Raw genomic sequence first — 24,707 nt, forward strand, 5'->3', positions numbered from 1 at the left:
GCTCTGACTGCACCGTTCCGCTGCTCTTTCTGCCAGGTCGTGAACTCGACGAAGAGTTCTCCAGACGAGGAGTTGGTCCCGCATGGCCGCCGAACTGACCGCGCCCGAGCTGATCGCGAAGCACCGGCCCACTCTCGACCAGGCCCTGGAGGCGATCCGGACACGCGCGTACTGGTCGCCGCACCCCGAGCACCCGAAGGCGTACGGCGAGAACGGCAGCCTGGACGCGGCGGCGGGCAAGGCCGCCTTCGACGCCCTGCTCGGCACCCGCCTCGACCTCGGCCAGCCCGGCACGGACGACTGGGTGGGCGGCGAGGTCTCGCCGTACGGCATCGAGCTGGGCGTCAGCTACCCGCACGCGGACATCGACGTCCTGCTGCCCGCGATGAAGGCGGGGCAGCGCGCCTGGCGCGACGCGGGCGCCGAGACCCGCGCGGTGGTCTGCCTGGAGATCCTGAAGCGGATCAGCGACCGCACCCACGAGTTCGCGCACGCGGTCATGCACACCAGCGGCCAGGCCTTCATGATGGCGTTCCAGGCGGGAGGCCCGCACGCCCAGGACCGCGGTCTGGAGGCGGTGGCGTACGCGTACGCGGAGCAGGTCCGCACCCCCGGCACGGCCGAATGGACCAAGCCCCAGGGCAAGCGGGACCCGCTGGCCCTCACCAAGCGGTTCACGCCGGTCCCGCGGGGCATCGGCCTGGTCATCGGCTGCAACACCTTCCCGACGTGGAACGGCTATCCGGGCCTGTTCGCGTCCCTGGCCACCGGCAACGCGGTGCTGGTCAAGCCGCACCCGCGCGCGGTGCTGCCGCTCGCGCTGACCGTGCAGGTCGCCCGGGAGGTGCTCGCCGAGGCGGGCTTCGACCCGAACCTGGTGGCGCTGACCGCCGAGCACCCCGGCGAGGGCATCGCCAAGACCCTCGCCACCCGTCCCGAGATCAGGATCATCGACTACACCGGGTCGACGTCCTTCGGCGACTGGCTGGAGGCCAACGCCCGCCAGGCGCAGGTCTACACCGAGAAGGCCGGCGTCAACACGGTGGTCGTGCACTCGACGGACGACTACAAGGGCATGCTGTCCAACCTGGCGTTCTCACTGTCCCTGTACAGCGGCCAGATGTGCACCACCCCGCAGAACCTGCTGATCCCCCGGGACGGCATCCGCACCGAAGAGGGCCCCAGGAGCTTCGACGAGGTCACCGCCGACCTCGCCCGCGCGGTCGACGGCCTCCTCGGCGACGACGCGCGCGCGAACGCCCTGCTCGGCGCCATCGTCAACCCGGACGTCAAGGCCCGCCTCGAGGCCGCGGCCGGACTCGGCGAGGTCGCCCTCGCCTCCCGCGAGATCAGCAACCCGGACTTCCCGGGCGCGGTCGTGCGCACCCCCGTCATCGTCAAGCTGGACGGCGCCAAGCCGGACGACGAGGCCGCCTACATGAGCGAGTGCTTCGGCCCCGTCTCCTTCGCCGTCGCGGTCGACTCGGTGTCCGACGCGCTGGAGCTGCTGCGCCGCACGGTCCGTGAGAAGGGTGCGATGACGGTCGGCGCCTACACCACGGACAGCGAGATCGAGCAGGCGATCGAGGAGGTGTGCCTGGACGAGGCCGCCCAGCTGTCGCTCAACCTGACCGGCGGGGTGTACGTGAACCAGACCGCCGCCTTCTCCGACTTCCACGGCTCGGGCGGCAACCCGGCGGCGAACGCGGCCCTCACCGACGGAGCGTTCGTGGCGAACCGCTTCCGGGTGGTGGAGGTCCGCCGGGAGGCGTGACGCTCCGCCGAGCGCCGTACGACCTTGCGCGCCCGGGCTGCGGGCCGTACGCGGCCGGCCCCGCCCACGCGCCGAAGGCGCATGTCGAGAACAGGCTCACGGGGCGCTGTGCGCGCCGTGAGCCGCACTCCAGTGGTACAGCGTCATCGCCACGCTCGTGGCGAGGTTGTAGCTGGAGACCTGGGGACGCATCGGCAGCCGCAGCAGGTGATCGGCACGCGCGCGGAGCTGAGCCGACAGTCCGCTGCGCTCCGAGCCGAACGCCAGCACGGCGTCGTCGGGCAGCTTGGTGCCCCGGATGTCCTCGCCCTCCGGATCGAGGGCGAACAGCGGCCCGGAGGGCAGCTCGTCGACACCGAGCCGCTCCACGGCGGTCGCGAAGTGCAGGCCCGCGCCGCCGCGCACCACCGTGGGGTGCCAGGGGTCGAGCGTTCCCGTGGTGACCACCCCGGTCGCTCCGAAGCCGGCGGCCAGCCGGATCACGGCCCCGGCGTTGCCCAGGTTGCGCGGGTTGTCCAGGACCACGACGGGGGCCGTGCGGGGCGTGCGGGCCAGCGTCCGCAGGTTGGCCTCACGGGACGGCCGTACGGCGAGCGCTGCCACCCCCGTCGGATGGGGTCGCGGGACGAGAGCGGCGTACGTCGTGTCGGCCACCTCCGTCAGCAGCGCGTCCAGCGCGTCCCGTATGTCCCCGGCCAGCTCCTCGGCGAGGGCGAGCGCGGCCCGCCGGTCGGTGGTGACCGCCACCGGCACCTCCGCGCCGAAGCGCAGCGCGTGCTTGAGGGCGTGGAAGCCGTCGAGCAGCACGGCGGCACCGGCGTGCTCGCGCCACCGGGTCAGCGGATCGGTCATGCGGTGAACCCTACGCGGCCCCCACACGTCCCGGAGTGCTCTCCTCCGGGGAGCGCGGCAGGGGCACCGTACGGTCGCCGCGCCGGATGATCCGCCCCTGTGCGCGTGCCGCCAGATCACCCAGCCGCCGCAGGAACGACGTCGGCAGGAACACGGCGTCCGCCGCGATCATCGCCAGCGAGAAGAACGGCAGACCCAGGACGACCGCGATCGCCGCGTGCTCGACCATCATCAGCACCAGCAGGATGTTCTTGACCCGCCGGTTGAACAGGGTGAACGGGAAGGCGACCTGTGCCATGACCGTCCCGTACGTCACGAGCATCATGATCGTGCCGCTGGTGGACATCAGATCGGCGAGCCCGGGCCAGGGCGAGAAGTAGTGCAGGTGGAGCGGGTAGTAGACGGCGGTGCCGTCCTGCCAGCGCGAGCCCTGGATCTTGTACCAGCCGGCCGTGGCGTAGATCAGGCACGCCTCCGCCATGATCACGAGCAGGGCGCCGTTGTGCAGGACGTTCGCGATGACGTCCAGCAGGATCCGCGGCTCGGCCGACTTCGCCCGGCGCTCGACGAGCCCCCACACCCCGAGCGCCACCCACACCGTCCACAGCAGTGCGGGGATCACCCAGCCGTTGTCGAACCGGCCGGTCAGCGTCACGGTGACGAGCACCGCGCCGAGCACCGCCCACAAGGCCGGTCCCACCCGGTCGGCGGGAACCCGCTCCCCACGCGCGCGTGCCGCCTCGTTCCGCGCCGCCCGCCGCGCGTCGAGGGACCACATCCGACCGCAGCGCGTGAACAGCAGATAGAAAGACATCAGGTGCAGGACGTTGTCGCCGCCGTCGCCCATGAAGACGCTGCGGTTCTGCAGCGACAGCACGCCCACCATGAACAGCACCGACGCGGTCCGGGTGCGCCAGCCGAGCAGCAGCGCCGCGCTGGTCAGGATCGCCAGCAGGTAGAAGCACTCGAACCAGGCCCGCCCGTCCGACCACAGCAGCGCGCTGAAGGCGTGGTTGCTGTTCGTCAGGTCCTTGGCGAGCTGCCAGCCCCAGGGCCCGGAGGGGCCGTACAGCTCCGCTCGGTGCGGGAACTCGCGCAGCAGGAACAGCAGCCAGGTCGCGGCGAACCCGATCCGGATCACGGCGCTCTGGTACGGGCCGAGGGCGGCCCCGGTGACGTGGGCGATGCCGCGCGAGAGGGTCAGCGAGAGACGGTTCACCGCACGCCCCCCGCGGCCTCGTCGGCCGTCACGGCCCACCAGGGCACCAGCCGGTAGACGGGCTTGTCGGACACCCGCTCACGGCTCCACTTCGGCGGCGGCACATTGGTGGTGCTGGAGCGGACCTGCACGCGCTGGATGACACCCTCCTTGCTGGTCGGATCGTCCCGGTACAGCCGCATCACCACGATCCGGCGCAGATACTGCTCGGAGAGGGCGCCGCGCAGGGCCACGGGACGGTTGTCGGCACTGTGCGTGGCGACGAAGAAGTCCCAGGCACGGCGCAGTTCGTTCTGCTGGGTGTGGCTGGGCACCGGATTGCCCTCGATCGCGGCGCCGTCCTGGGCGGAGAGGTCGGTCCAGCCGGTGGTGCGCACTTCGCCGTCCTTCATCCGCACCTCGGCGCGCACCTGGACGGCGATGTTCTGCTGCAGCGGGTTCGGGGCGAACAGCTTCCAGTTCTGCTCGAACTCCGGATAGATCCACTCCTCTATCGCCTTGCCGTGCTGCTTCGTCACCGTGTTCGCGGGCGCGAGGCTGAGGAACACCATCGCCAGATGCACACAGGCGGCCACGGCGACCACCGCGAGGACCAGCGCGGCGCCGACCTGGTAGGGGGTGGACAGGGCGGCGACACCGGTACGGAGGGGTGCCGACGGGGCCGACGCAGCGACCGACGCGGAGGTGAGCGGCTGCGACGCCTCGGACGACCGGCCGGAGCCGCCGCGCCCACCCGCCCCGGCGGACCCAATCGGCCCGGAGGACCCACGTGACCCGGCCGACCCCGACCCGGAGGACCCACCCGGGCCACCGGACTCGGACGGCCTGGGCGGCCTGGGCGGCCTGGGCGGCTCGGACGGTGCGGGCGGCTCCAAGGGCTCGAAGGCACCCGGGCCCTGCCGGGCCCCCGCGCCCTCGTCGTTCGCGTCCATTGCGCCCCGTCCCCCGTTTCGGCTCATTCGTTCAGCTGATCGCTTCGGCTGAGTGGGTCAGCCCGGTGGGCGGCACCTGCCACGGGTGCCGCACGATTCACGAGCGGAACGGTACTCAGCCGGGGCCACCGGGCGCAGCCCCGGGTACGGCCCGAGAACCGTGGTCCTCGCCACGCCGTACGCCCCGCCCCGGCCCATCCGCCCCCTGACCTGTCCTGGACGCGACCGTCCTCCGGCGTTGTCCACAGGAGGGCCGCGGAGTTTTCCACAGCGGTTGACACCCTCCCGCGGCCCGGCACACCATTGATACCGCACGGACCGAACGATCGGTCGGGACAGTGTTCACCGCAGAGCCCGAGGTCAGGGGGACCGCATGGCCACAGCAGCCGCGCAGCGCACGGCCCGCACGCAGACGGACGGCGCGCCGGACACCGTCGACACGACGGCCTACCAGCACGCCTTCGACGCGGCCGTGGCCGCCGACGAGCGCATCGAACCGCGCGACTGGATGCCCGACGCCTACCGCGCGACCCTGGTCCGGCAGATCGCCCAGCACGCGCACTCCGAGATCATCGGCATGCAGCCGGAAGCCAACTGGATCACCCGCGCACCCTCCTTGCGGCGCAAGGCCATCCTGATGGCCAAGGTCCAGGACGAGGCCGGCCACGGCCTGTACCTGTACAGCGCGGCCGAGACCCTCGGCACCAGCCGCGACGAGCTGCTGGACAAGCTGCACAGCGGCCGCCAGAAGTACTCCTCGATCTTCAACTACCCGACGCTGACCTGGGCCGACGTCGGCGCGATCGGGTGGCTGGTGGACGGCGCCGCGATCACCAACCAGGTCCCCCTGTGCCGCTGCTCCTACGGCCCGTACGCGCGCGCCATGGTGCGGATCTGCAAGGAGGAGTCCTTCCACCAGCGCCAGGGCTACGAGCTGCTGCTGGCCCTCAGCAAGGGCACCCCGGAACAGCACGCCATGGCGCAGGACGCGGTGAACCGCTGGTGGTGGCCCTCGCTGATGATGTTCGGCCCACCCGACGACGAGTCCCAGCACTCCGCGCAGTCCATGGAGTGGAAGATCAAGCGCCACTCCAACGACGAGCTGCGTCAGCGCTTCGTCGACATCTGCGTCCCCCAGGCCGAGTCCCTGGACCTCACCCTGCCCGACCCGGAGCTCAGGTGGAACGAGGAGCGGGGGCACTACGACTTCGGCCCCATCGACTGGACGGAGTTCTGGGACGTCCTCAAGGGCAACGGCCCGTGCAACGAACAGCGGATCACCCAGCGCCGGCGCGCCCACGACGAGGGCGCGTGGGTACGGGAAGCGGCCGCGGCCTATGCGGCCAAGCACGCCGGCGGCACCGGCGAGACAGGTCACGAGACAGGAGCAGCGCGAGCATGAGCACCACCGACTGGCCCCTGTGGGAGGTCTTCGTACGCTCCCGGCGGGGCCTCTCCCACACCCACGCCGGCAGCCTGCACGCACCCGACGCGGAGCTGGCCCTGCGCAACGCCCGCGACCTGTACACCCGGCGCGGCGAGGGCGTCTCGATCTGGGTCGTCCCGGCCGCATCGATCACCGCCTCCTCGCCGGACGAGAAGGATCCGTTCTTCGAGCCGGCCGCCGACAAGCCCTACCGGCACCCGACCTTCTACGAGATCCCGGAAGGGGTGAAGCACCTGTGACCGCCACCGTCCCCGCGACCGCCGCGCTCTCCCTCGGCGACGACGCCCTGGTGCTCTCCCACCGCCTCGGGGAGTGGGCCGGACACGCCCCCGTCCTGGAGGAGGAGGTCGCCCTCGCCAACATCGCCCTCGATCTGCTCGGCCAGGCCCGCGTCCTGTTGTCCATGGCCGGCGACGAGGACGAACTGGCCTATCTGCGCGAGGAGCGGGCCTTCCGCAATCTCCAGCTGGTCGAGCAACCGAACGGCGACTTCGCCCACACGATCGCCCGCCAGCTGTACTTCTCCACCTACCAGCAGCTGCTGTACACCGAACTGGCGGCGGGGGACGGCCCGTTCGCGCCGCTCGCCGCGAAGGCGGTCAAGGAGGTCGCCTACCACCGCGACCACGCCGAGCAGTGGACGCTGCGGCTCGGCGACGGCACCGAGAACAGCCACGAGCGGATGCAGCGCGCCTGCGACGCGCTGTGGCGGTTCACCGGGGAGATGTTCCAGCCGGTGGAGGGTCTGGACGCCGACTGGGCGCTGATGGAGGAGCGTTGGCTCCAGTCCGTGCGGGACGTCCTCGGCCGTGCCGGCCTCCCCGTGCCCGAGGGGCCGCGCATCGGGGCCTGGGCCGCGGGCGCCGGCCGCCAGGGCCTGCACACCGAGCCGTTCGGGCGGATGCTGGCCGAGATGCAGCACCTGCACCGCAGTCATCCGGGGGCGTCATGGTGACCGCGACCGCCCTGGAGGCGGAGCTGCTGGAGCTGGCCGGCTCGGTGCCCGACCCCGAACTGCCCGTGCTGACCCTCCAGGAGCTGGGCGTGGTGCGCTCGGTGCGCGTGGACGGCCCGGACACGGTCGAGGTCGACCTGACGCCCACCTACACCGGCTGCCCGGCCATCGAGGCGATGTCCCTGGACATCGAACGGGTGCTGCGCGCCCACGGCATGCGCGAGGTCACCGTCCGCAAGGTGCTCACACCCGCTTGGTCGACCGACGACATCACGCCCGAAGGACGCCGCAAGCTGCAGGAGTTCGGCATCGCTCCCCCGCGGGTGCGCCACGCCGCGGGCCCGGTCCCGCTGAGCCTCGGCCCGATCCGGACCCAGGACACGCAGACCGGGACCGAGCCCGTCCGCTGCCCGCACTGCGGCTCCGCCGACACCGAGCTGCTGAGCCGGTTCTCCTCCACCGCCTGCAAGGCGCTGCGCCGCTGCCTGGCCTGCCGGGAACCGTTCGACCACTTCAAGGAGTTGTGATGGCGCGCTTCCACCCGCTCCAGGTGGCCGCGGTCGACCGGCTCACCGACGACTCCGTCGCCCTCACCCTCACCGTCCCGCCCGAGCTGCGCGAGGAGTACCGGCACGCCCCGGGCCAGCACCTCGCGCTGCGCCGCCGGGTCGACGGCACGGAGATCCGGCGCACGTACTCGATCTGCTCCCCCGCCCCCGACCCGGCCGGTGAGGGACCGAGCACCCTGCGGGTGGGGGTCCGGCTGGTCGAGGGCGGAGCCTTCTCCGCCTACGCGCTGAAGGAGATCAACATCGGCGACGAGCTGGAGGTGATGACCCCGGCCGGTCGTTTCACCCTCCAGCCGGCGCCGGGCCTGTACGCGGCGGTCGTCGGCGGCAGCGGCATCACCCCGGTGCTGTCGATCGTGTCGACCCTGCTGGCCCGCGAACCCGAGGCACGGTTCTGCCTGATACGCAGCGACCGTACGGCCGCCTCGACGATGTTCCTGGAGGAGCTCGCCGACCTGAAGGACCGCTACCCGGAGCGGCTTCAGCTGGTGACCGTGCTCTCCCGGGAGGAGCAACAGGCGGGCCTGCCCTCCGGCCGGCTCGACCGGGAGCGGCTCGCGGGGCTGCTGCCCGCCCTGCTGCCGGTGGAGCGGGTGGCGGGGTGGTTCCTGTGCGGGCCGTACGGGCTGGTGCAGGGCGCCGAGAAGGCGCTGCGCGAGCTGGGTGTGGACCGGGCCCGGATCCATCAGGAGATCTTCCACGTGGACGCGGGATCTCCGCCGGCAGCCGTCGTCCCGGCACCCGCGCACAGCACCGTCACCGCTCGGCTCGACGGACGGGGCGGCACCTGGCCGGTGCGCGAGGGGGAGTCGCTGCTGGAGACGGTCCTGCGCAACCGCCCCGACGCGCCCTACGCCTGCAAGGGCGGGGTCTGCGGGACCTGCCGTGCCTTCCTGGTCTCGGGCGAGGTCCGCATGGACCGCAACTTCGCGCTGGAGTCGGAGGAGACGGAGGCCGGGTATGTGCTGGCCTGCCAGTCGCATCCGGTGACGGAGAAGGTGGAGCTGGACTTCGACCGCTGACGCACCGCTGCATGGCGGACCGCCTCGGGGCCACCGGGGGCGCCGCCGATCGCCGGTGACGTCGCAGTGGCGAAGATCTGGGCGGCAAAGGGCGAGCGCCGGGTGGTGCAGACGGCCCAGCATCCACACGAAAGATTCGGCGCCCACACCGACTACGCACTGCACCGATAACCACGCCTGGGCCAAGCACCTGGAGCCGGCGCTCGGCCCGGCCGTGGCGTGCGCGCAGAGGCTCGGGGATCTGCCGGCGGCACACCCGCTCGCCTGATCGGCCGAACGGGGATCCGGACCGGGGCACCGGTCAGGAGCCCCGGCCGGGGCATCGGTCACCGACCGGCCGGCACCCGCTGTGCGGCTGGTTCACGGCAGGTGTGCGGCCACTCCGCAACCGCTGTCGGCGGTCTACAGCACGAAGCCCGGCTTGCCGTCGTCGGTGATCACCGGACGGCCCGCGGACTGCCACACCTGCATGCCGCCGTCGACGTTCACCGCGTCGATGCCCTGCTGGACGAGATACATGGTGACCTGTGCCGAGCGGCCGCCCGAGCGGCAGATGACGTGAACACGGCCGTCCTGCGGGGCGGCCTCGGTCAGCTCGCCGTAGCGGGCCACGAACTCGCTGATGGGGATGTGCAGCGCCCCCTCCGCGTGGCCCGCCTGCCACTCGTCGTCCTCGCGGACGTCCAGCAGGAAGTCGCCGTCCTTGAGGTCCGTGACCTCGACCGTGGGCACACCAGCTCCGAAATTCATGGTTCCGACGCTACCCGAAGCCTGTGTGGCTCAGCCCTGCCCCAGCAGGTCCGCCAGCTGGGCCTCGCGCTGGGCGATGTCGTCGCGCAGCTTGCCGGCGATCTCGTCGAGCAGGGCGTCGGGGTCGTCGGGGGCGAGGCGGAGCATGCCGGCGATGGCGCTCTCCTCCAGTTCGCGGGCGACGAGGGTGAGCAGTTCCTTGCGCTGGGAGAGCCATTCGAGGCGGGCGTACAGCTCCTCGGCGGGGCTCGGGCGGCGCTCGGGCGGGACCGGACCGGCCGCCCACTCCTCGGCCAGCTCCCGGAGCAGCGCCTCGTCGCCGCGGGCGTAGGCGGCGTTGACGCGGGTGATGAACTCCTCGCGCCGCTGCCGCTCCTCTTCCTCCTGCGCCAGGTCGGGGTGAGCCTTGCGGGCCAGCTCACGGAAGAGCTTGCGGGCCTCCTCGCTGGGCCGCACGCGCTGCGGAGGCCGTACCGCCTGGTCGGTGAGCATGGCGGCGGCCTCCGGGAACAGGCCGTCGCCGTCCATCCAGCCGTGCAGCAGTTCCTCGACACCCGGTATCGGCAGCACCTGGGCACGGGCCTCATCGGCGCGCCGGATGTCCTCTGGATCACCGGTGCGGGCGGCCTTCGCCTCGGCGATCTCGGCGTCCAGTTCCTCGATGCGGGCGTAGAGCGGGCCGAGTCGCTGCTCGTGCAGCCGGGAGAAGTTCTCGACTTCGACGCGGAAGGTCTCCACCGCGATCTCGTACTCGATCAACGCCTGCTCGGCGACCCGGACGGCCTGCTCGAGCCGTTCCTCGGGCCGCGGCGCCTGCGTCTGATCGGCTTCCGGGGTCGTCACCCGACCAGCGTAGCCGCTGCGCTGGGCTCGGACCGGGTCACAGCGGGGAGCGGAGGCATCGGTGCGGTGACTTCGGTGACCGGTGCGGCCACGTCGGTGACCGGTGCGGTGACCTCGGTGGCCGGTGCGGAGACTCGTCGTGGGGCTGCCGGGTCGTCTGCCGACCGCGGCATCATCGTGGCCGGTCGCGCAGTTCCCCGCGCCCCTGAGAAGCGGCAGATCCGGCCGCGACAGCCGCAGGGAACTGCGGTTCCCCCAGCGCTTCCGTCGTCGCCGGTCACTCGGCTCCCCGCGCCCTGAGAAGCGGCAGATCCATCCGCGGCACCCGCAGAGAGCTGCCGTTCCGCCTGCGGCACCGGTGGGGCGGGGCCGCCCGTGCTGGGCACGCCGTCGGCCCCCTCGCACCCGGCCTTCTCACCCTGGCCCTCTCGCACCCCGGCCCTCTCGCACCCCGGCCCCCTCACACCCTCAGTCCCCTCATACCCCCGGTTCGGCCGCTATTCGCCCCGCTCGTATGCCCGCGACCAGCGTCGCGTGGTCCGCCTCGGTGCGGTCGGCGTAGGCGACGGCGAAGTCGGCTATCGCCTCGTCCAGTTCCTCGTTCTTGCCGCAGTAGCCGGCGATCAGCCGCGGGTCGGCGCTGTGCGAGTGGGCGCGGGCCAGCAGGGCGCCCGTCATGCGGCCGTAGTCGTCGACCTGGTCGGCGGCGAGGGCGGCCGGGTCGACGCTGCCCTTGCGGTTGCGGAACTGCCGCACCTGGAAAGGGCGGCCCTCGACCGTGGTCCAGCCCAGCAAGATGTCGCTGACCACCTGCATCCGCTTCTGCCCGAGGACCACCCGACGGCCCTCGTGTTCCCCGGACGGCGCCTCGAAACCGGCCGTGACCAGGTGCGGGACCAGTGCCGACGGCCGGGCCTCCTTCACCTGGAGCACCAGCGGCTGCTCGCGGTGGTCGAGGAGCAGCACGACGTAGGACCGGGTGCCGACACTGCCGGTGCCGACCACCCGGAAGGCCACGTCGTGCACCGCGTGCCGGGCGAGGAGGGGGTGCCGGTCCTCGCCGAGGGTGTGCACATACTCCTCCAGGGACGCGGCGACCCGCGCGGCCTCGCCGTCCGGGATCCTGCGCAGCACGGGCGGAGCGTCCACGAACCGGCGTCCGCCGTCCTCCACCGCCTCGGTCGACTTCGCCGCGAACCGGCCGCTCGTGTTGGCCCGGGCCTTCTCCGAGACCCGCTGCAGGGTGCCGAGCAGGTCGTGGGCGTCGGTGTGGGAGACCAGCTCCTCGTCGGCGATGGCGTTCCAGGCGTCCAGCACGGGCAGCTTCGCCAGCAGGCGCATGGTGCGCCGGTAGGCACCGACCGCGTCCTGTGCCGCCGCACGGCAGGTGTCTCCGTCGGCGCCGGCCTCCCGCCCGGCGAGCACCAGCGAGGCCGCGAGCCGCTTGAGGTCCCACTCCCAGGGGCCGTGCACGGTCTCGTCGAAGTCGTTGAGGTCGATGACCAGGTCACCGCGGGCGTCTCCGTACAGGCCGAAGTTCGCCGCGTGCGCGTCACCGCATATCTGGGCACCGATCCTGGTCATCGGGGTGCGGGCCAGGTCGTACGCCATGAGTCCGGCGGATCCGCGCAGGAAGGCGAAGGGGCTGGCCGCCATCCGGCCCACCCGCATCGGGGTCAGCTCGGGGATGCGGCCTGCGTTGGAGTCCTCGACCGCGCTCACCGCGTCGGGGCGTGCGGCGTCCAGGTCGAGGGTGCGGTGCGCGCCGCGCGGCACGCGCGCGCGGAGCGCCTTGCCCTCCTCCTTGGGGGAGCCCTGCGCCGGCCAGCGGCTGAATCCGCGCACCCGCGGCAGCCGGCCTGCCCCCTGGTCCTGCGCGTGCACCGCGCCCCCACCGGTTCCGGTCACCGTGACCGCCTCCCCCGAACTGTCCACACGCCCCGACCAGGCGCCCGCACGAACATCAACTCGTGGAGACCGTACAGCGGGTGGCCGAAACGCGTCAGAGCCTGTGGACAACTCGGTACCTGTGGAAAACCGGCGCCCCGCCCCTGCCCTCTCACCGGCCCCGGCGCTCAGGCCCGCAGGAACGCCAGCACCGCCAGCACCCTCCGATGCGTCTCCTCGGCCGGTGGCAGGTCCAGCTTGGTGAGGATGTTGCCGATGTGCTTGCCGACGGCCGCCTCCGAGACCACAAGGTGGCGGGCGATCGCCGCGTTCGACCTGCCCTCGGCGACCAACGCCAGCACCTCCCGTTCGCGCGGGGTGAGCCGCTCCAGCGGGTCACGGCGGCGGCGCAGCAACTGCCGTACGACCTCGGGGTCCACGACCGTGCCGCCGTCGGCGACCTCGTCCAGCGCGGCGACGAATTCCTCGACCTGGCCGATCCGGTCCTTCAGGAGGTATCCGACTCCGGTGCCGTCGCCGGAGTCCAGCAGATCGGCGGCGTAGGCGCGCTGCACGTACTGGCTGAGGACGAGCACCGGCAGCGTGGGCCGGCGGGTGCGCAGGCGGACGGCGGCGTGCAGACCCTCGTCCTGGAAGCCGGGCGGCATCCGTACGTCGGTCACGACGATGTCCGGGTCGTGCGCGTCGACCGCGGCGAGCAGCGCGTCAGCGTCGCCGACCGCGGCCACCACCTGGTGCCCGAACCGGCCGAGCAGCCCGGTCAGGCCCTCCCGCAGCAGCACACTGTCCTCGGCGAGGACTACGCGGAGCGTTCGGCCCGTTCCCGGGGATCGCAAGGCTGGCACGGCAACTCCACACGCAGCAGGGTCGGTCCGCCCACCGGGCTGGACAGGGTGAGTGTGCCATCGAGCACCGACACCCGGTCGGCGAGCCCGGTCAGCCCGCTGCCCGCACCGGCCCGCGCGCCGCCCCGGCCGTCGTCGCACACCGCCAGCAGGAGCCTGCCGTCACGGTGTTCGCCCCGTACGCGCGCGCGTGCGGCGCCGCTGTGCCGCGAGACGTTGGCGAGCGCCTCGCAGACGACGAAGTAGGCGGCGGACTCGACGGCCGGGGGCAGCCGCCCCGGCAGGTCCAGTTCGACGTCCACGGGCACGTCGGAGCGGTCCGCGGCATCGAGTACGGCCGCCTGGAGGCCGTAGTCGGTCAGGACCTTGGGATGGATGCCGTGGATCAGCTCGCGCAGTTCGGCGAGGGCCAGGCCCGCCTCCTCGTGGGCCTTGCCGAGTTGCTCGGCCAGCGGTCCGGACGGCGCGTCCAGCCGGGCCAGCCCGAGGGCCATGGTGAGGGCGACGAGCCGTTGCTGGGCGCCGTCGTGCAGATCGCGCTCGATGCGCCGGCGCTCCGCCTCGAAGGCGTCCAGCAACCGGACCCGGGAGCGGGTGAGTTCGACGACCCGCTCGCTCGGACCGGGGTCCAGCAGCAGCCGGGTCAGCGCGGCCCGGGCACCCGCGACGACGCCCAGCAGATAGGCGCCGCACACCAGCAGGGCCGACCCCGCGAGGGCCACCCCGAAGGCTTCCGGCCACCCCGTGAGCGTCCACAGCTTGAGCACCTTCACCTCGCGGCCCTCACCGACCGTCGCCATCAGCAGCGGGGTGGCCAACAGGGACAGCGGACAGCCGAGGGCCAGTACGACCGCGAGCGCGTCGACCGGCCACAACGCCACGGCGAGCAGCAGGGCGTACCCGAGTTCCCGCCAGGTCGCCCGCTCCCGCAGCCGGGTCGCCAGCCAGGACCGGGGCCCGGTGTCCGTCGGCGCGCGGTGCCGGTCCCGGATCGGCATTTCACCGAGGAGGCGCAGCCTGCGCCGCTCCACCGCGGCCACCGGGATCCCGGCGAGCGCCGCGGCCACCAGCAGCGCGAGTCCCACCAGAACCACGGCGAGTGCGGTGCCGGCCACCACGGTGCCGGTGATCGCCACGAGGGTCACGGCGCCGGTCGGCACACCCGTGAACAGGTAGGCGGCCGACCGCCAGGGCCAGGCCGACAGCGCGTAGCCGGGCCGGGTGAGGGCCTGCCACACGTTCCGAGAGGGCTGCATAGGGATCACCGTAGGCACCGCGCGCGGGACCGGACCATCCGTCCAGGGGGAGGTCCGGGGGTATGCCTGGCCCTACCCCGGGTCTCGGTCCTGGCGCACTGCGCCGCAGCACCCCCGGACGGTTTCGTGGACCCCGAACCGACGGCCCCGAACGGGACGGCCCGGAACCGCCGACCGGCCTCCTCCCACCTCCACCAACCGGCCTCTCACCCAAGGGGATTGGATGAACGAGCCCGCGATCGCCCTGCACCGCCTCAGCCGACGCTACGGAACGGGCAACGGCACGGTCACCGCACTCGACCAGGTCACCCTCGCCTTCCCGCGAGGCAGTTTCACCGCCGTCATGGGCCCCTCCGGGTCCGGCAAGTCGACCCTGCTGCAGTGCGCGGCGGGTCTGGACCGGCCCACCTCCGGCTCGGTGACCGTCGGCGGGACGGAGCTGACGGTGCTGAGCGAGCGCCGGCTGACCCTGCTGCGGCGCGAACGCATCGGCTTCGTCTTCCAGGCGTTCAACCTCGTGCCGTATCTGACCGCCGAGCAGAACGTGGCACTGCCGCTGCGCCTCGCCGGCCGCCGCCTCTCTCGCGCGCGGGTCCGCGAGGTGCTCGCCCAGGTGGGTCTCGCGCACCGCGCACGGCACCGCCCGGCCGAACTCTCCGGCGGACAGCAGCAGCGCGTGGCCCTGGCGCGCGCTCTGATCACTGGCCCCGAGGTCCTCTTCGGTGACGAGCCGACCGGGGCCCTGGACTCCCGTACCGGCCGCGAGGTGCTGGAAATGCTGCGCGGCATGGCCGGTCGCGGGGGCCGCACCGTCGTCATGGTCACGCACGACCCGGTGGCCGCCTCGTACGCGGACCGGGTGGTCTTCCTCGTCGACGGCCGGCTCAACGGCCAACTCACCGAAGCGGACGCGGACGAGATCGCCACCCGCATGACCCACCTGGAGGCCGCCACATGCTGAGCCTCGCCGCCGGCCTGCCCGGCCCCGACAAACCACCACATGCTGGCCCTGGCCACCGGCCTGTCCTACCTGGTGGCCATCACATGCCGAACCTCCCCACCCACCTGCCCCGCCCCCCAGGCCACCACATGCCGATCCTCCCCACCCGCCTGCCCGCCCCGGAGGCAGCCACATGTTGAGCCTCGCTCTGCGTACGCTGCGGGCCCGGCGGTCCGCCTTCGTGGGCAGTTTCGTCGCCCTCGCCCTCGGTACCGCCCTGCTCACCGTGATGGGTCTGGCCCTCGCCGCCTCCCTGGACGCCCCGGACCGCGAACCGGAACGGTTCGCCGCCGCTCCCGTGGTCGTCAAGGGCGCCGACACCCTGCGCGTGCCCACCGCGACCGGCGACCGCGTCCGCGCACTGGCCCGTCCCAGACCCCTACCCGCCTACGTCGTGGAGAAGTTGCGGACGCTGGGAACCGTCGTCGAGGACCGGTCGTTCCCTGTACGAGCGGACGGAGGACCGGCGGATCTGGTCGGCCACCCCTGGTCCACCGCACCCTTCGCCCGCTACGCCCTCGACGCCGGACGCGCCCCCCGCCGCGCCGACGAGGTCGTCGTCACCGGCGACTGGGCCCGTCCGGGCACCCGCCTCGGCACGGACCGCGGCCCGGTGCGCGTGGTGGGCACGGTCCCCGCACGGGGCTTCGAGCACGCCGTCTTCTACACCGACACCCGAGCGGCCCGACTGGCCCCGGTCAGCACGCAGTTGGCGACGGACGCCGACCCGAGATCCGTGACGGAGGTGGTGCGCGGCACCGGAGCCCAGGTCCTCACCGGCGACGAGCGATGCCGTGCCGAACCCGGCCCCGACCGGGACCGGGAGGCGCTGACCGCGCTGAACGCCCTGTTCGGCACGGCCGGCGGAGTCGCCGCCTTCGTGTCGGCGTTCGTCGTGGCGTCCACGTTCGCCTTCGCGGTCGCCCAGCGGCGCCGGGAGTTCGGGCTGCTGCGCGCCGCCGGAGCCACCCCGGGCCAGGTCCGGCGGCTGGTCACCGCCGAGGCCCTGCTGGTCGGCGCGCTCGCCTCGGCCGCGGGCTGCGCGCTCGGCGGATATCTGGCGCAGCACCTGATCGCCCGGGTCGTCGCCGAGGGCCTCGCCCCGCGCTGGTTCCGCCTCGGTGACCACGGCCGGCCGTACCACCTGGCCTTCTGGACCGGTCTGCTCGTCGCACTGTGCGGGGTGCTGGCCGCCTCCCGACAGGCGGGCCGCATCGGTCCGTTGCAGGCGCTGCGCGAAGCCGACGTGGACGCCCGTGCGACGACCTGGGGCCGCCGGCTGGCCGGTGGGGCGCTGCTGCTGACGGCCGCCGTCACCCTCGCGTCGGCGCTGGCCGGTGACCCGGGTGAGCTGCTGCACCGCAAGTCGTACGTCAGCCGCCCGATGCTGGTGACCGGCGCGGTCGCGCTGCTGGCACCGGCCCTGGTGCGGCCTCTGGTGCGCGCGCTGGTCCGGCTGCCCGGTGCCACGGGCCTGTTGGTGCGGGAGAGCGCGGCGGGCGCGGTGCGGCGCACGGCGGCGATCGCCGCGCCCGTGCTCGTCACGGTCGCCCTCGCGGCCGCGCTGCCCGGCACCACCGCGACGCTGCAGGCGGCGCGGGCCGCCGAGGCGCGGGCGCGGACGGCCGCCGCGTTCGTCGTGAGCCCGCCCGCCGGGGCGGGGTTCGACACGGCGACCCTGCGGCGGCTGCGGGCGGTGCCGGGCGCCGAGGTGTCGGCGACCGCGTCGGACGAGGTGTACGTCCTGGAGGACGGTGTCGCCCTGATCAGGTCGCAGGCCCGGGCCGCCGACCCGGTCGGGCTCGCCGCGACCACCCGCCTGCCGCTCACCGCCGGGGACGTCCGCGCCCTCGACGACGACTCGATCATCGTCAACGAGGAGTGGCGGCGGCACACTTCGGGCTCGCGCGTCACCGTCTGGCTCGGCGACGGCACCCGGCGCACTCTGCGGATCGCGGCGGTGATGGCCACCGGCACGGGTGACAACGGCGTCTACGTCACCCCGCGCAACGCCCCGGGCGCCCCCGTGGACCGGGTCGACGTCGCCGTCGCCGAGGATGCGGACCCGGCCGCGGTGGCCGCCGGACTGCGCGCGGCCGTGCGGGAGGCGCACGGCCGGGTCCGCACCGGTCAGCAGTGGGTGGAGGCCGGTCACCCGGCGAACGACCGCACCACCCGGCTCGGGCTGCTGCTCGTGCTGGGCATCGCGCTCGTCTACACCGGCATCTGTGTGATCAACACCATGGTGATGGCGCACCGCGACCGTCTGCGCGACCTGGTCGTCCTGAGGTCGACCGGGGCGACACGGGGGCAGCTGCTGCGGTTGGTGGCCCTCGACGCGCTGACGGTCGTAGCGGTCGGCACCGTGCTCGGTCTGCTCACCGCCGCCCTGCACCTCGCCGGGATCGCCGCCGCCCTGCACCTGCTGTCGGCCCCCGCGGTCGTGCGTGTGCCCTGGAGCGTGATCGGCGCCACGGTGGGCGTCTGCGCGCTGCTCGCCGTGACAGCCGCGACCGTCCCGGCCGCGTTCGCACTACGCCGCCACAGCGCCTGAGAGCTTCCTCACAAGAAAAAGGACAACAAAACGGCTACGGGCCCACCGTTTTCACGATGGGCCCGTAGCCTCGATGTGCGCGAGGGGGGAGTTGAACCCCCACGCCCTTGCGGGCACTGGAACCTGAATCCAGCGCGTCTGCCTATTCCGCCACCCGCGCATTGGGTGTGTCTTCCGGTCCCGGCCCTTTCGGGCTGGCCCCTTCCGACACCCAGAACATTAGCACGTCGTACGGGGTGGGTTCACATCCCTTACCCGCCGCCCGGACCGGGCCCCACGGCCCCCGCAGGTATCAAGGAGTACCGGTTCACGTATCAACCTCGTACCGGTCCCGGCCATCTCCCCAGGAGGCGGACCGGGTGCACAGCCAGGTGCGGGACACTGGACTTCGCCCGCCTCTACGATCCATGCCGGGAGGAGGTCCCGGCGCGGGTCCCGGAGGAGTCCCCGGACGAGTTCTGGGGAGGAGTTCGAACGGGAGCCGCTGGGGGAACCGGCTGATTGCCGGGCGCGTAGATACGATCAGTGAGCAGTACCAGCAGTACCCGGCAAGGCAGCGGCACACAGCAGGGCAAGGCAACGGCAGCGACGGAGGAGGTGCCCCATGGGAGTCCTGAAGAAGTTCGAGCAGCGTCTCGAAGGTCTGGTGAACGGCACCTTCGCCAAGGTCTTCAAGTCCGAGGTCCAGCCCGTGGAGATCGCCGGTGCGCTCCAACGGGAGTGCGACAACAACGCCACTATCTGGAACCGTGACCGCACGGTCGTACCCAACGACTTCATCGTGGAGCTGAGCGCGCCGGACCACGAGCGCCTCAGCCCCTACTCCGGGCAGCTCGGCGACGAGCTGGCCGGGATGGTGCGCGACTACGCCAAGCAGCAGCGCTACACCTTCATGGGCCCGATCAAGGTCACCCTGGAGAAGGCCGACGACCTCGACACCGGGCTGTACCGGGTGCGCTCACGCACCCTGGCGTCCTCCAGCAACCAGCAGGCCCCCGCCGCCCCGGCGGCCGGCCGGCCCGCTCCGGGCGCCCCGGGTGGCTACGGCTACCCGCCGGCCGCGCCCGCCGGGGCACCCCCGATGCCGTCCGCGCCGCCGCCCGGCGCCCGCCCCGGCGGCTACGGCTACCCCCAGCCCGCCACCCAGCGGCCCGCGGCCGCGCCGATGAGCGGCGGGCGCACCCGCTACTGGATCGAGATCAACGGCACCCGCCACCAGATCTCCCGCCCGACGCTGGTGCTGGGCCGCAGCACCGAAGCCGACGTGCGGATCGACGACCCCGGCGTCTCCCGCCGGCACTGCGAGATCCGGACCGGAACGCCCTCGACGATCCAGGATCTCGGCTCCACCAACGGCATCGTGGTGGACGGGCAGCACACCACCCGCGCTACGCTCCGCGACGGCTCGCGGATCGTCGTGGGCAGCACCACCGTTATCTATAGGCAAGCCGAAGGGTGAAGCGGGGGCAATGTCAGAGCTGACCCTCACGGTCATGCGGCTGGGTTTCCTGGCCGTACTGTGGCTGTTCGTGATCGTGGCCGTGCAGGTCATCCGGAGCGACCTGTTCGGAACGCGCGTCACCCAGCGCGGATCGCGTAGGGAGGCCGGGCGCCAGCAGCAGCAGGCGGCCCGGCAGCAAGCGCCCCGGCAGCAGGCCGCACCCCCGCAGCAGCGGGGCCAGCAGGGCGGCGGCGGCCGGCGCGGCCGCAACGCCCCCACCAAGCTGGTCGTGACCGAAGGCACCCTGACCGGCACCACGGTCGCGCTGCAGGGCCAGACGATCACGCTGGGCCGGGCGCACGACTCCACGATCGTGCTGGACGACGACTACGCCTCCAGCCGCCATGCCAGGATCTACCCGGACCGCGACGGCCAGTGGATCGTCGAGGATCTCGGCTCCACCAACGGCACCTACCTGGACCGGTCCCGGCTGACGACCCCCACGCCGATCCCGCTGGGCGCGCCGATCCGCATCGGCAAGACCGTCATCGAGCTGCGGAAGTAGTACGACAATGAGCGAGCGGAGCGAGCACGCAGCGGCAGGCCGCCACCCGGTCTCCGGCGCGCTCCCGACCGGAGGGTGGGCAGTGTGGCTCGACACGACCGGCTGTACCCGGAGCCGACGGGCGAGGTGCGCATGAGTCTGTCACTGCGCTTTGCCGCCGGATCGCACAAAGGCATGATCCGGGAAGGCAACGAGGACTCCGGTTACGCCGGTCCCCGCCTGCTCGCGATCGCGGACGGCATGGGCGGCCAGGCGGCCGGCGAGGTCGCCTCCTCCGAGGTCATCTCCACCCTGGTCACGCTCGACGACGACGTGCCCGGCTCCGACATCCTCACCTCCCTCGGCACCGCGGTGCAGCGCGCCAACGACCAGCTGCGCTCCATGGTCGAGGAGGATCCCCAGCTCGAGGGCATGGGGACGACCCTGACCGCCCTGCTGTGGACCGGGCAGCGGCTCGGGCTCGTGCACGTCGGCGACTCCCGCGCCTATCTGCTGCGGGACGGCGTGCTGACGCAGATCACCCAGGACCACACCTGGGTGCAGCGGCTCGTGGACGAGGGCCGGATCACCGAGGAAGAGGCCACCACCCACCCGCAGCGCTCCCTGCTGATGCGCGCCCTCGGCAGCGGCGAGCACGTCGAGCCCGACCTGTCCATCCGCGAGGTCCGGGCCGGCGACCGCTATCTGATCTGCTCCGACGGCCTGTCCGGTGTCGTCTCCCACCAGACGATGGAGGAGACCCTCGCCAGCTACCAGGGTCCGCAGGAGACGGTGCAGGAGCTGATCCAGCTCGCGCTGCGCGGTGGCGGCCCCGACAACATCACCGTCATCGTCGCCGACGTCCTCGACCTGGACACCGGTGACACCCTCGCCGGACAGCTGTCCGACCAGCCGGTCGTGGTCGGCGCCGTCGCCGAGAACCAGCACCACCTGCACGACAACGGCATCATGCAGACCCCGGCCGGCCGCGCCTCCCACCTGGGCCGCCAGGGCCACGGGGGCGGCGAGTTCGGGCCGCCCGGCTCCGGCGACACCACCGGCTACGCCCCGGCCGGCGGTTTCGGCGACTACGCGGACGGCGACTTCACCAAGCCGCGCAAGCAGCGCAGGTGGCTGAAGAGATCCCTCTACGGCGGCCTCGCCCTCGCCGTCATCGGCGGCGGCCTGTACGGCGGCTACCGCTGGACGCAGACGCAGTACTACGTCGGCGTCAAGGACGAGCACGTCGCGCTGTACCGCGGGATCAGCCAGGACCTGGCGTGGGTCTCGCTGTCGGAGGTGGAGAAGGACCACCCCGAGATCGAACTCAAGTACCTGCCGCCCTACCAGCAGAAGCAGGTCAAGAACACGATCGCGGCGGGCGGTCTGAAGCAGGCCCAGACGAAGATCGAGGCACTGTCCGTGCAGGCCTCCGCGTGCAAGAAGCAGGCGGACCGCGCGGCCGCCGAGAGCGAGAAGAACGCGAAGACGGGCCAGGGCGAGGCCGGAGGCACCACAGGAACCACTTCCGCCTCCTTCACGTCCAAGGCATCACCGACGCCGAACCCGTCGGCGTCGAAGACGTCCCCGACCTCGCCCTCGAAGTCTCCGAACCCGTCCACGACTGCCACGCCCAACCCCGGCCCGAGCCTCTCCGAGGATGAGCAGAAGGTCGTCGATCAGTGCGGCAAGCAGTAGGCACGCCGTGAGAGGCCCCGTCACACGATGAGCAGTACGTCCAATTCGCCGACGCACCACACGTCCACGATCGGCGCGATCGGCGCGCCGAGCCGCCGCAACACCGAGCTGGCCCTGCTGGTCTTCGCCGTGGCCATCCCGGTGTTCGCCTACGCCAACGTGGGCCTGGCCCTCGACGACCAGGTGCCCGCGGGCCTGCTGAGCTACGGCCTCGGTCTCGGCCTGCTGGCCGGCGTCGCCCATCTCGGCGTACGGAAGTTCGCCCCGTACGCCGACCCGCTGCTGCTGCCGCTGGCCACCCTGCTGAACGGGCTCGGGCTCGTGTGCATCTGGCGGCTGGACCAGTCGAAGCTGCTGCAGTCGCTGCCCAACTTCGTCACGGCCGCGCCCCGTCAGCTGCTGTACACCGCGCTGGGCATCGCCCTGTTCGTCGTCGTGCTGGTCTTCCTGAAGGACCACCGCGTCCTGCAGCGCTACACCTACATCTCCATGTTCAGCGCGCTGATCCTGCTCATCCTGCCGCTGGTGCCCGGACTCGGGGCCAACATCTACGGCGCCAAGATCTGGATCCGGGTCCCCGGCCTGGGCTCGCTGCAGCCCGGCGAGTTCGCGAAGATCGTCCTCGCCGTCTTCTTCGCCGGCTACCTCATGGTGAAGCGTGACGCCCTGGCCCTCGCCAGCCGCCGTTTCATGGGCCTGTACCTGCCGCGCGGCCGCGACCTCGGCCCGATCCTGGTCGTCTGGGCGATCTCGATCCTCATCCTGGTCTTCGAGACCGACCTCGGCACCTCGCTGCTGTTCTTCGGAATGTTCGTCATCATGCTGTACGTCGCCACCGAGCGGACCAGCTGGATCGTCTTCGGTCTGCTGATGTCCGCGGCCGGCGCCGTCGGTGTGGCGAGCTTCGAACCGCACATCCAGACCCGTGTGCAGGCCTGGCTCGACCCGATGCGCGAGTACCAGCTCAGCCGCAGCGGGGCCAATGACGGCATCCTCCACTCCGAGCAGGCCATGCAGGCCCTGTGGGCGTTCGGCTCCGGCGGCACCCTCGGCTCCGGCTGGGGCCAGGGCCACTCCGACCTGATCCGGTTCGCCGCCAACTCCGACTTCATCCTCGCCACCTTCGGCGAGGAGCTGGGCCTGGCGGGGATCATGGCGATCCTGCTGATCTACGGCCTGATCGTGGAGCGCGGCGTGCGCACCGCCCTCGCCGCCCGCGACCCGTTCGGCAAGCTGCTCGCCATCGGCCTGTCCGGCGCCTTCGCGCTGCAGGTCTTCGTCGTGGCCGGCGGTGTGATGGGCCTCATCCCGCTGACCGGTATGACGATGCCCTTCCTCGCGTACGGCGGTTCCTCCGTGCTGGCCAACTGGGCGCTGATCGGCATCCTGATCCGCATCAGCGACACCGCCCGCCGCCCGGCACCCGCACCCGCGGCCAATCCCGACGCCGAGATGACCCAGGTGGTCCGCCCGTCATGAACAAGCCCCTGCGCCGGATCGCGATCTTCTGCGGCCTGCTCGTCCTGACCCTGCTGCTGCGGGACAACTGGCTCCAGTACGTCAAGACCGACAGCCTCAAGGACGACCCGAACAACCGCCGCGTCACCATCGCCCGCTACGCCACCCCGCGCGGCGACATCATCGTGGACGGCGACCCGATCACCGGGTCCACCGAGACCAGCAAGACCGGTCTGAACGACCTGAAGTACAAGCGGACCTACAAGAACGGCCCCATGTGGGCGCCGGTCACCGGCTACGCCTCGCAGGCCTTCGGCGCGACCCAGCTGGAGTCCATCGAGGACGGCATCCTCACCGGCAACGACGACCGGCTGTTCTTCCGCAAGACCCTGGACATGATCACCGGCAAGGAGCAGCAGGGCGGCAACGTCGTCACCACGCTCAACGCCTCCGCGCAGAAGGCCGCGTGGGACGGCCTGAAGTCCCGTGGCGGCAAGGGCGCCGTCGTCGCCCTGGACCCGTCCACCGGCAAGATCCTGGCACTGGCCTCGTACCCGTCGTACGACCCGTCGTCCTTCGCGGGCAACTCCACCGACGTGGACGCCAAGGCCTGGAACAAGCTGCAGAAGAAGAACAACCCGGCCGACCCGATGCTGAACCGGGCGCTGCGCGAGACCTACCCGCCGGGCTCCACCTTCAAGGTGGTCACCGCGGCGGCCGCGCTGGAGAACGGCAAGTACACCTCGGCCGACCAGAGGACCGACTCCCCGCTGCCGTGGACCATGCCGGGCACCACGACCCAGCTGAAGAACGAGGGCCCCATCCCGTGCGAGAACGCGACCATGCGTGAGGCACTGCGGGTGTCCTGCAACACCGTCTTCGGCAAGATCGGCGCCGACCTCGGCAACGACAAGATGCTGGCCGAGGCGAAGAAGTTCGGCTTCGACGCCGAGCAGTTCACTCCGGTCCGCTCCAGCGCCTCGGTGTTCTCCGACGACATGAACCCGTCGCAGACCGCGCTGTCCTCCATCGGCCAGTACAACACCGCCGCCACCCCGCTGCAGATGGCCATGGTCGCCTCGGCGGTCGCCAACGACGGCAAGCTGATGAAGCCGTACATGGTCGACGAGCTGCAGTCCTCCAACCTGGACCCGGTCGCCAAGACCGAGCCGGAGGAGCTGAGCCGGCCGCTGTCGCCGGAGAACGCGCAGATCCTGCAGTCGATGATGGAGACGGTCGTCAAGGACGGCACGGGCAAGAACGCGCAGATCGGCGGCGGGGTCACCGTCGGCGGCAAGACCGGTACCGCCCAGCACGGTGTCGCGAACAGCGAGAACCCGTACGCGTGGTTCATCTCCTACGCCAAGCTCAGCGACGGCAGCTCGCCGGTCGCCGTGGCCGTGGTGGTCGAGGACGAGAACGCCAACCGCGACGACATCTCCGGCGGCGGTCTGGCCGCGCCGATCGCGAAGAACGTGATGGAGGCCGTCATCAACTCCAAGAAGTGAGACCCCTCACATCCCCTTCACATCGATGCACGTTGCGATACCGGTCCTGTATCGGGTTCCGGGCTTGGCCAGGTCACACAAAGCGAGCCGGGTACGGTAGGCCCGGACGGCAGCCTCGGACGCACATGGACG

21 protein-coding genes, 1 tRNA gene and 1 pseudogene are annotated in these 24,707 nt (G+C 72.1%); 14 read left to right on the forward strand and 9 right to left on the reverse strand.

Going from position 1 to position 24,707, the window contains the following annotated elements:
• Positions 1–82: 82 nt before the first annotated feature.
• Entirely contained in the window at positions 83–1,774 is a 1,692-nt protein-coding gene (gene paaN / locus ACGFRF_RS15005) for a phenylacetic acid degradation protein PaaN (protein ID WP_393739846.1), read from the forward strand.
• A 96-nt stretch (positions 1,775–1,870) separates the two neighbouring features.
• Here the strand turns inward: paaN and ACGFRF_RS15010 are convergent, their stop codons facing one another.
• The 3 genes from ACGFRF_RS15010 to ACGFRF_RS15020 are packed head-to-tail and all read right to left on the reverse strand — an operon-like array spanning position 1,871 to position 4,777.
• Positions 1,871–2,626, reverse strand: coding sequence for a TrmH family RNA methyltransferase (locus ACGFRF_RS15010; RefSeq protein WP_393739848.1), 756 nt, complete (start codon positions 2,624–2,626; stop codon positions 1,871–1,873).
• Positions 2,627–2,636: 10 nt separating this feature from the next.
• On the reverse strand, positions 2,637–3,845 hold the full coding sequence (locus tag ACGFRF_RS15015; RefSeq protein WP_393739850.1) for an HTTM domain-containing protein: 1,209 nt from the start codon (positions 3,843–3,845) through the stop codon (positions 2,637–2,639).
• The gene (locus ACGFRF_RS15020) at positions 3,842–4,777 is read right to left on the reverse strand and encodes a DUF5819 family protein (protein ID WP_393739852.1); all 936 of its coding nucleotides are present in this window, start codon (positions 4,775–4,777) and stop codon (positions 3,842–3,844) included. Before ACGFRF_RS15020 ends, ACGFRF_RS15015 begins: the two co-directional genes overlap by 4 nt.
• Positions 4,778–5,150: 373 nt before the next feature.
• Here ACGFRF_RS15020 and paaA point away from each other — a divergent pair, with 373 nt between their 5' ends.
• The 6 genes and pseudogenes from paaA to ACGFRF_RS15050 all read left to right on the forward strand — a co-directional run.
• Positions 5,151–6,179, forward strand: a complete 1,029-nt coding sequence (paaA, locus tag ACGFRF_RS15025; protein WP_393739854.1) for a 1,2-phenylacetyl-CoA epoxidase subunit PaaA — start codon at positions 5,151–5,153, stop codon at positions 6,177–6,179.
• A complete protein-coding gene (gene paaB, locus ACGFRF_RS15030; RefSeq protein ID WP_085565664.1) occupies positions 6,176–6,463 on the forward strand; it encodes a 1,2-phenylacetyl-CoA epoxidase subunit PaaB in 288 nt (95 codons plus the stop codon). The genes paaA and paaB overlap by 4 nt, the downstream gene beginning before the upstream one ends.
• Positions 6,460–7,179: a 1,2-phenylacetyl-CoA epoxidase subunit PaaC gene (gene paaC / locus ACGFRF_RS15035; RefSeq protein WP_393739856.1), complete on the forward strand. Its 720-nt coding sequence runs from the start codon at positions 6,460–6,462 to the stop codon at positions 7,177–7,179. Before paaB ends, paaC begins: the two co-directional genes overlap by 4 nt.
• Positions 7,173–7,706: a 1,2-phenylacetyl-CoA epoxidase subunit PaaD gene (paaD, locus tag ACGFRF_RS15040; RefSeq protein WP_393739858.1), complete on the forward strand. Its 534-nt coding sequence runs from the start codon at positions 7,173–7,175 to the stop codon at positions 7,704–7,706. Before paaC ends, paaD begins: the two co-directional genes overlap by 7 nt.
• Complete coding sequence (locus tag ACGFRF_RS15045) at positions 7,706–8,770, forward strand: 2Fe-2S iron-sulfur cluster-binding protein (RefSeq protein WP_393739860.1); 1,065 nt, start codon at positions 7,706–7,708, stop codon at positions 8,768–8,770. The genes paaD and ACGFRF_RS15045 overlap by 1 nt, the downstream gene beginning before the upstream one ends.
• Positions 8,771–8,776: 6 nt before the next feature.
• Positions 8,777–9,038 (forward strand): annotated as a pseudogene (locus ACGFRF_RS15050) (acyl-CoA dehydrogenase); the annotation flags it as partial.
• Positions 9,039–9,172: 134 nt separating this feature from the next.
• On the opposite strand, the gene ACGFRF_RS15055 reads toward ACGFRF_RS15050, so the two are convergent.
• The 5 genes from ACGFRF_RS15055 to ACGFRF_RS15075 all read right to left on the reverse strand — a co-directional run bounded on the left by ACGFRF_RS15055 (position 9,173) and on the right by ACGFRF_RS15075 (position 14,372).
• Positions 9,173–9,502 carry a rhodanese-like domain-containing protein gene (locus ACGFRF_RS15055; RefSeq protein WP_393740149.1) on the reverse strand — a complete coding sequence of 110 codons (330 nt, stop codon included), beginning with the start codon at positions 9,500–9,502 and terminating at the stop codon, positions 9,173–9,175.
• A gap of 48 nt (positions 9,503–9,550) precedes the next feature.
• A complete protein-coding gene (locus ACGFRF_RS15060; protein WP_393739862.1) occupies positions 9,551–10,363 on the reverse strand; it encodes a hypothetical protein in 813 nt (270 codons plus the stop codon).
• Between the two features lie 477 nt (positions 10,364–10,840).
• Positions 10,841–12,271: a DUF2252 domain-containing protein gene (locus tag ACGFRF_RS15065; protein WP_393739864.1), complete on the reverse strand. Its 1,431-nt coding sequence runs from the start codon at positions 12,269–12,271 to the stop codon at positions 10,841–10,843.
• A gap of 167 nt (positions 12,272–12,438) precedes the next feature.
• The gene (locus ACGFRF_RS15070; protein WP_393739866.1) at positions 12,439–13,116 is read right to left on the reverse strand and encodes a response regulator; all 678 of its coding nucleotides are present in this window, start codon (positions 13,114–13,116) and stop codon (positions 12,439–12,441) included.
• Entirely contained in the window at positions 13,071–14,372 is a 1,302-nt protein-coding gene (locus tag ACGFRF_RS15075; protein ID WP_393739868.1) for a sensor histidine kinase, read from the reverse strand. Before ACGFRF_RS15075 ends, ACGFRF_RS15070 begins: the two co-directional genes overlap by 46 nt.
• 223 nt (positions 14,373–14,595) lie before the next feature.
• On the opposite strand from ACGFRF_RS15075, the gene ACGFRF_RS15080 reads away from it, so the two are divergent.
• Both ACGFRF_RS15080 and ACGFRF_RS15085 read left to right on the forward strand, forming a co-directional pair.
• On the forward strand, positions 14,596–15,333 hold the full coding sequence (locus tag ACGFRF_RS15080; protein ID WP_393739870.1) for an ABC transporter ATP-binding protein: 738 nt from the start codon (positions 14,596–14,598) through the stop codon (positions 15,331–15,333).
• A gap of 172 nt (positions 15,334–15,505) precedes the next feature.
• Positions 15,506–17,926 (forward strand): FtsX-like permease family protein, encoded by a 2,421-nt coding sequence (locus ACGFRF_RS15085; protein WP_393739872.1) that lies wholly within the window; start codon positions 15,506–15,508, stop codon positions 17,924–17,926.
• A gap of 76 nt (positions 17,927–18,002) precedes the next feature.
• Here the strand turns inward: ACGFRF_RS15085 and ACGFRF_RS15090 are convergent.
• Positions 18,003–18,086 (reverse strand) — tRNA-Leu (locus ACGFRF_RS15090).
• 444 nt (positions 18,087–18,530) lie between these two features.
• On the opposite strand from ACGFRF_RS15090, the gene ACGFRF_RS15095 reads away from it, so the two are divergent.
• The 5 genes from ACGFRF_RS15095 (at position 18,531) to ACGFRF_RS15115 (ending at position 24,575) form a co-directional block, all read left to right on the forward strand.
• The gene (locus ACGFRF_RS15095) at positions 18,531–19,385 is read left to right on the forward strand and encodes an FhaA domain-containing protein (RefSeq protein WP_393739874.1); all 855 of its coding nucleotides are present in this window, start codon (positions 18,531–18,533) and stop codon (positions 19,383–19,385) included.
• Between the two features lie 10 nt (positions 19,386–19,395).
• Positions 19,396–19,932: an FHA domain-containing protein gene (locus tag ACGFRF_RS15100; protein WP_393739876.1), complete on the forward strand. Its 537-nt coding sequence runs from the start codon at positions 19,396–19,398 to the stop codon at positions 19,930–19,932.
• Positions 19,933–20,064: 132 nt separating this feature from the next.
• Positions 20,065–21,609 (forward strand): Stp1/IreP family PP2C-type Ser/Thr phosphatase, encoded by a 1,545-nt coding sequence (locus ACGFRF_RS15105; protein ID WP_393740151.1) that lies wholly within the window; start codon positions 20,065–20,067, stop codon positions 21,607–21,609.
• A gap of 27 nt (positions 21,610–21,636) precedes the next feature.
• On the forward strand, positions 21,637–23,088 hold the full coding sequence (locus ACGFRF_RS15110) for an FtsW/RodA/SpoVE family cell cycle protein (protein ID WP_393739878.1): 1,452 nt from the start codon (positions 21,637–21,639) through the stop codon (positions 23,086–23,088).
• Positions 23,085–24,575, forward strand: coding sequence for a penicillin-binding transpeptidase domain-containing protein (locus tag ACGFRF_RS15115; protein WP_393739880.1), 1,491 nt, complete (start codon positions 23,085–23,087; stop codon positions 24,573–24,575). The genes ACGFRF_RS15110 and ACGFRF_RS15115 overlap by 4 nt, the downstream gene beginning before the upstream one ends.
• Positions 24,576–24,707: the final 132 nt, after the last annotated feature.

Source organism: Streptomyces sp. NPDC048521 (genome assembly GCF_043199855.1).
Taxonomy (GTDB): Bacteria; Actinomycetota; Actinomycetes; order Streptomycetales; family Streptomycetaceae; genus Streptomyces.

Coding starts and splice junctions, on each gene's coding strand:
- paaN (WP_393739846.1), top strand. CDS start 83: ATGGCCGCCGAACTGACCGCGCCCGAGCTGATCGCGAAGCACCGGCCC.
- ACGFRF_RS15010 (WP_393739848.1), bottom strand. CDS start 2,626: ATGACCGATCCGCTGACCCGGTGGCGCGAGCACGCCGGTGCCGCCGTG.
- ACGFRF_RS15020 (WP_393739852.1), bottom strand. CDS start 4,777: ATGGACGCGAACGACGAGGGCGCGGGGGCCCGGCAGGGCCCGGGTGCC.
- paaA (WP_393739854.1), top strand. CDS start 5,151: ATGGCCACAGCAGCCGCGCAGCGCACGGCCCGCACGCAGACGGACGGC.
- paaB (WP_085565664.1), top strand. CDS start 6,176: ATGAGCACCACCGACTGGCCCCTGTGGGAGGTCTTCGTACGCTCCCGG.
- paaD (WP_393739858.1), top strand. CDS start 7,173: ATGGTGACCGCGACCGCCCTGGAGGCGGAGCTGCTGGAGCTGGCCGGC.
- ACGFRF_RS15045 (WP_393739860.1), top strand. CDS start 7,706: ATGGCGCGCTTCCACCCGCTCCAGGTGGCCGCGGTCGACCGGCTCACC.
- ACGFRF_RS15075 (WP_393739868.1), bottom strand. CDS start 14,372: ATGCAGCCCTCTCGGAACGTGTGGCAGGCCCTCACCCGGCCCGGCTAC.
- ACGFRF_RS15080 (WP_393739870.1), top strand. CDS start 14,596: ATGAACGAGCCCGCGATCGCCCTGCACCGCCTCAGCCGACGCTACGGA.
- ACGFRF_RS15085 (WP_393739872.1), top strand. CDS start 15,506: ATGTTGAGCCTCGCTCTGCGTACGCTGCGGGCCCGGCGGTCCGCCTTC.
- ACGFRF_RS15095 (WP_393739874.1), top strand. CDS start 18,531: ATGGGAGTCCTGAAGAAGTTCGAGCAGCGTCTCGAAGGTCTGGTGAAC.
- ACGFRF_RS15100 (WP_393739876.1), top strand. CDS start 19,396: ATGTCAGAGCTGACCCTCACGGTCATGCGGCTGGGTTTCCTGGCCGTA.
- ACGFRF_RS15105 (WP_393740151.1), top strand. CDS start 20,065: ATGAGTCTGTCACTGCGCTTTGCCGCCGGATCGCACAAAGGCATGATC.
- ACGFRF_RS15110 (WP_393739878.1), top strand. CDS start 21,637: ATGAGCAGTACGTCCAATTCGCCGACGCACCACACGTCCACGATCGGC.
- ACGFRF_RS15115 (WP_393739880.1), top strand. CDS start 23,085: ATGAACAAGCCCCTGCGCCGGATCGCGATCTTCTGCGGCCTGCTCGTC.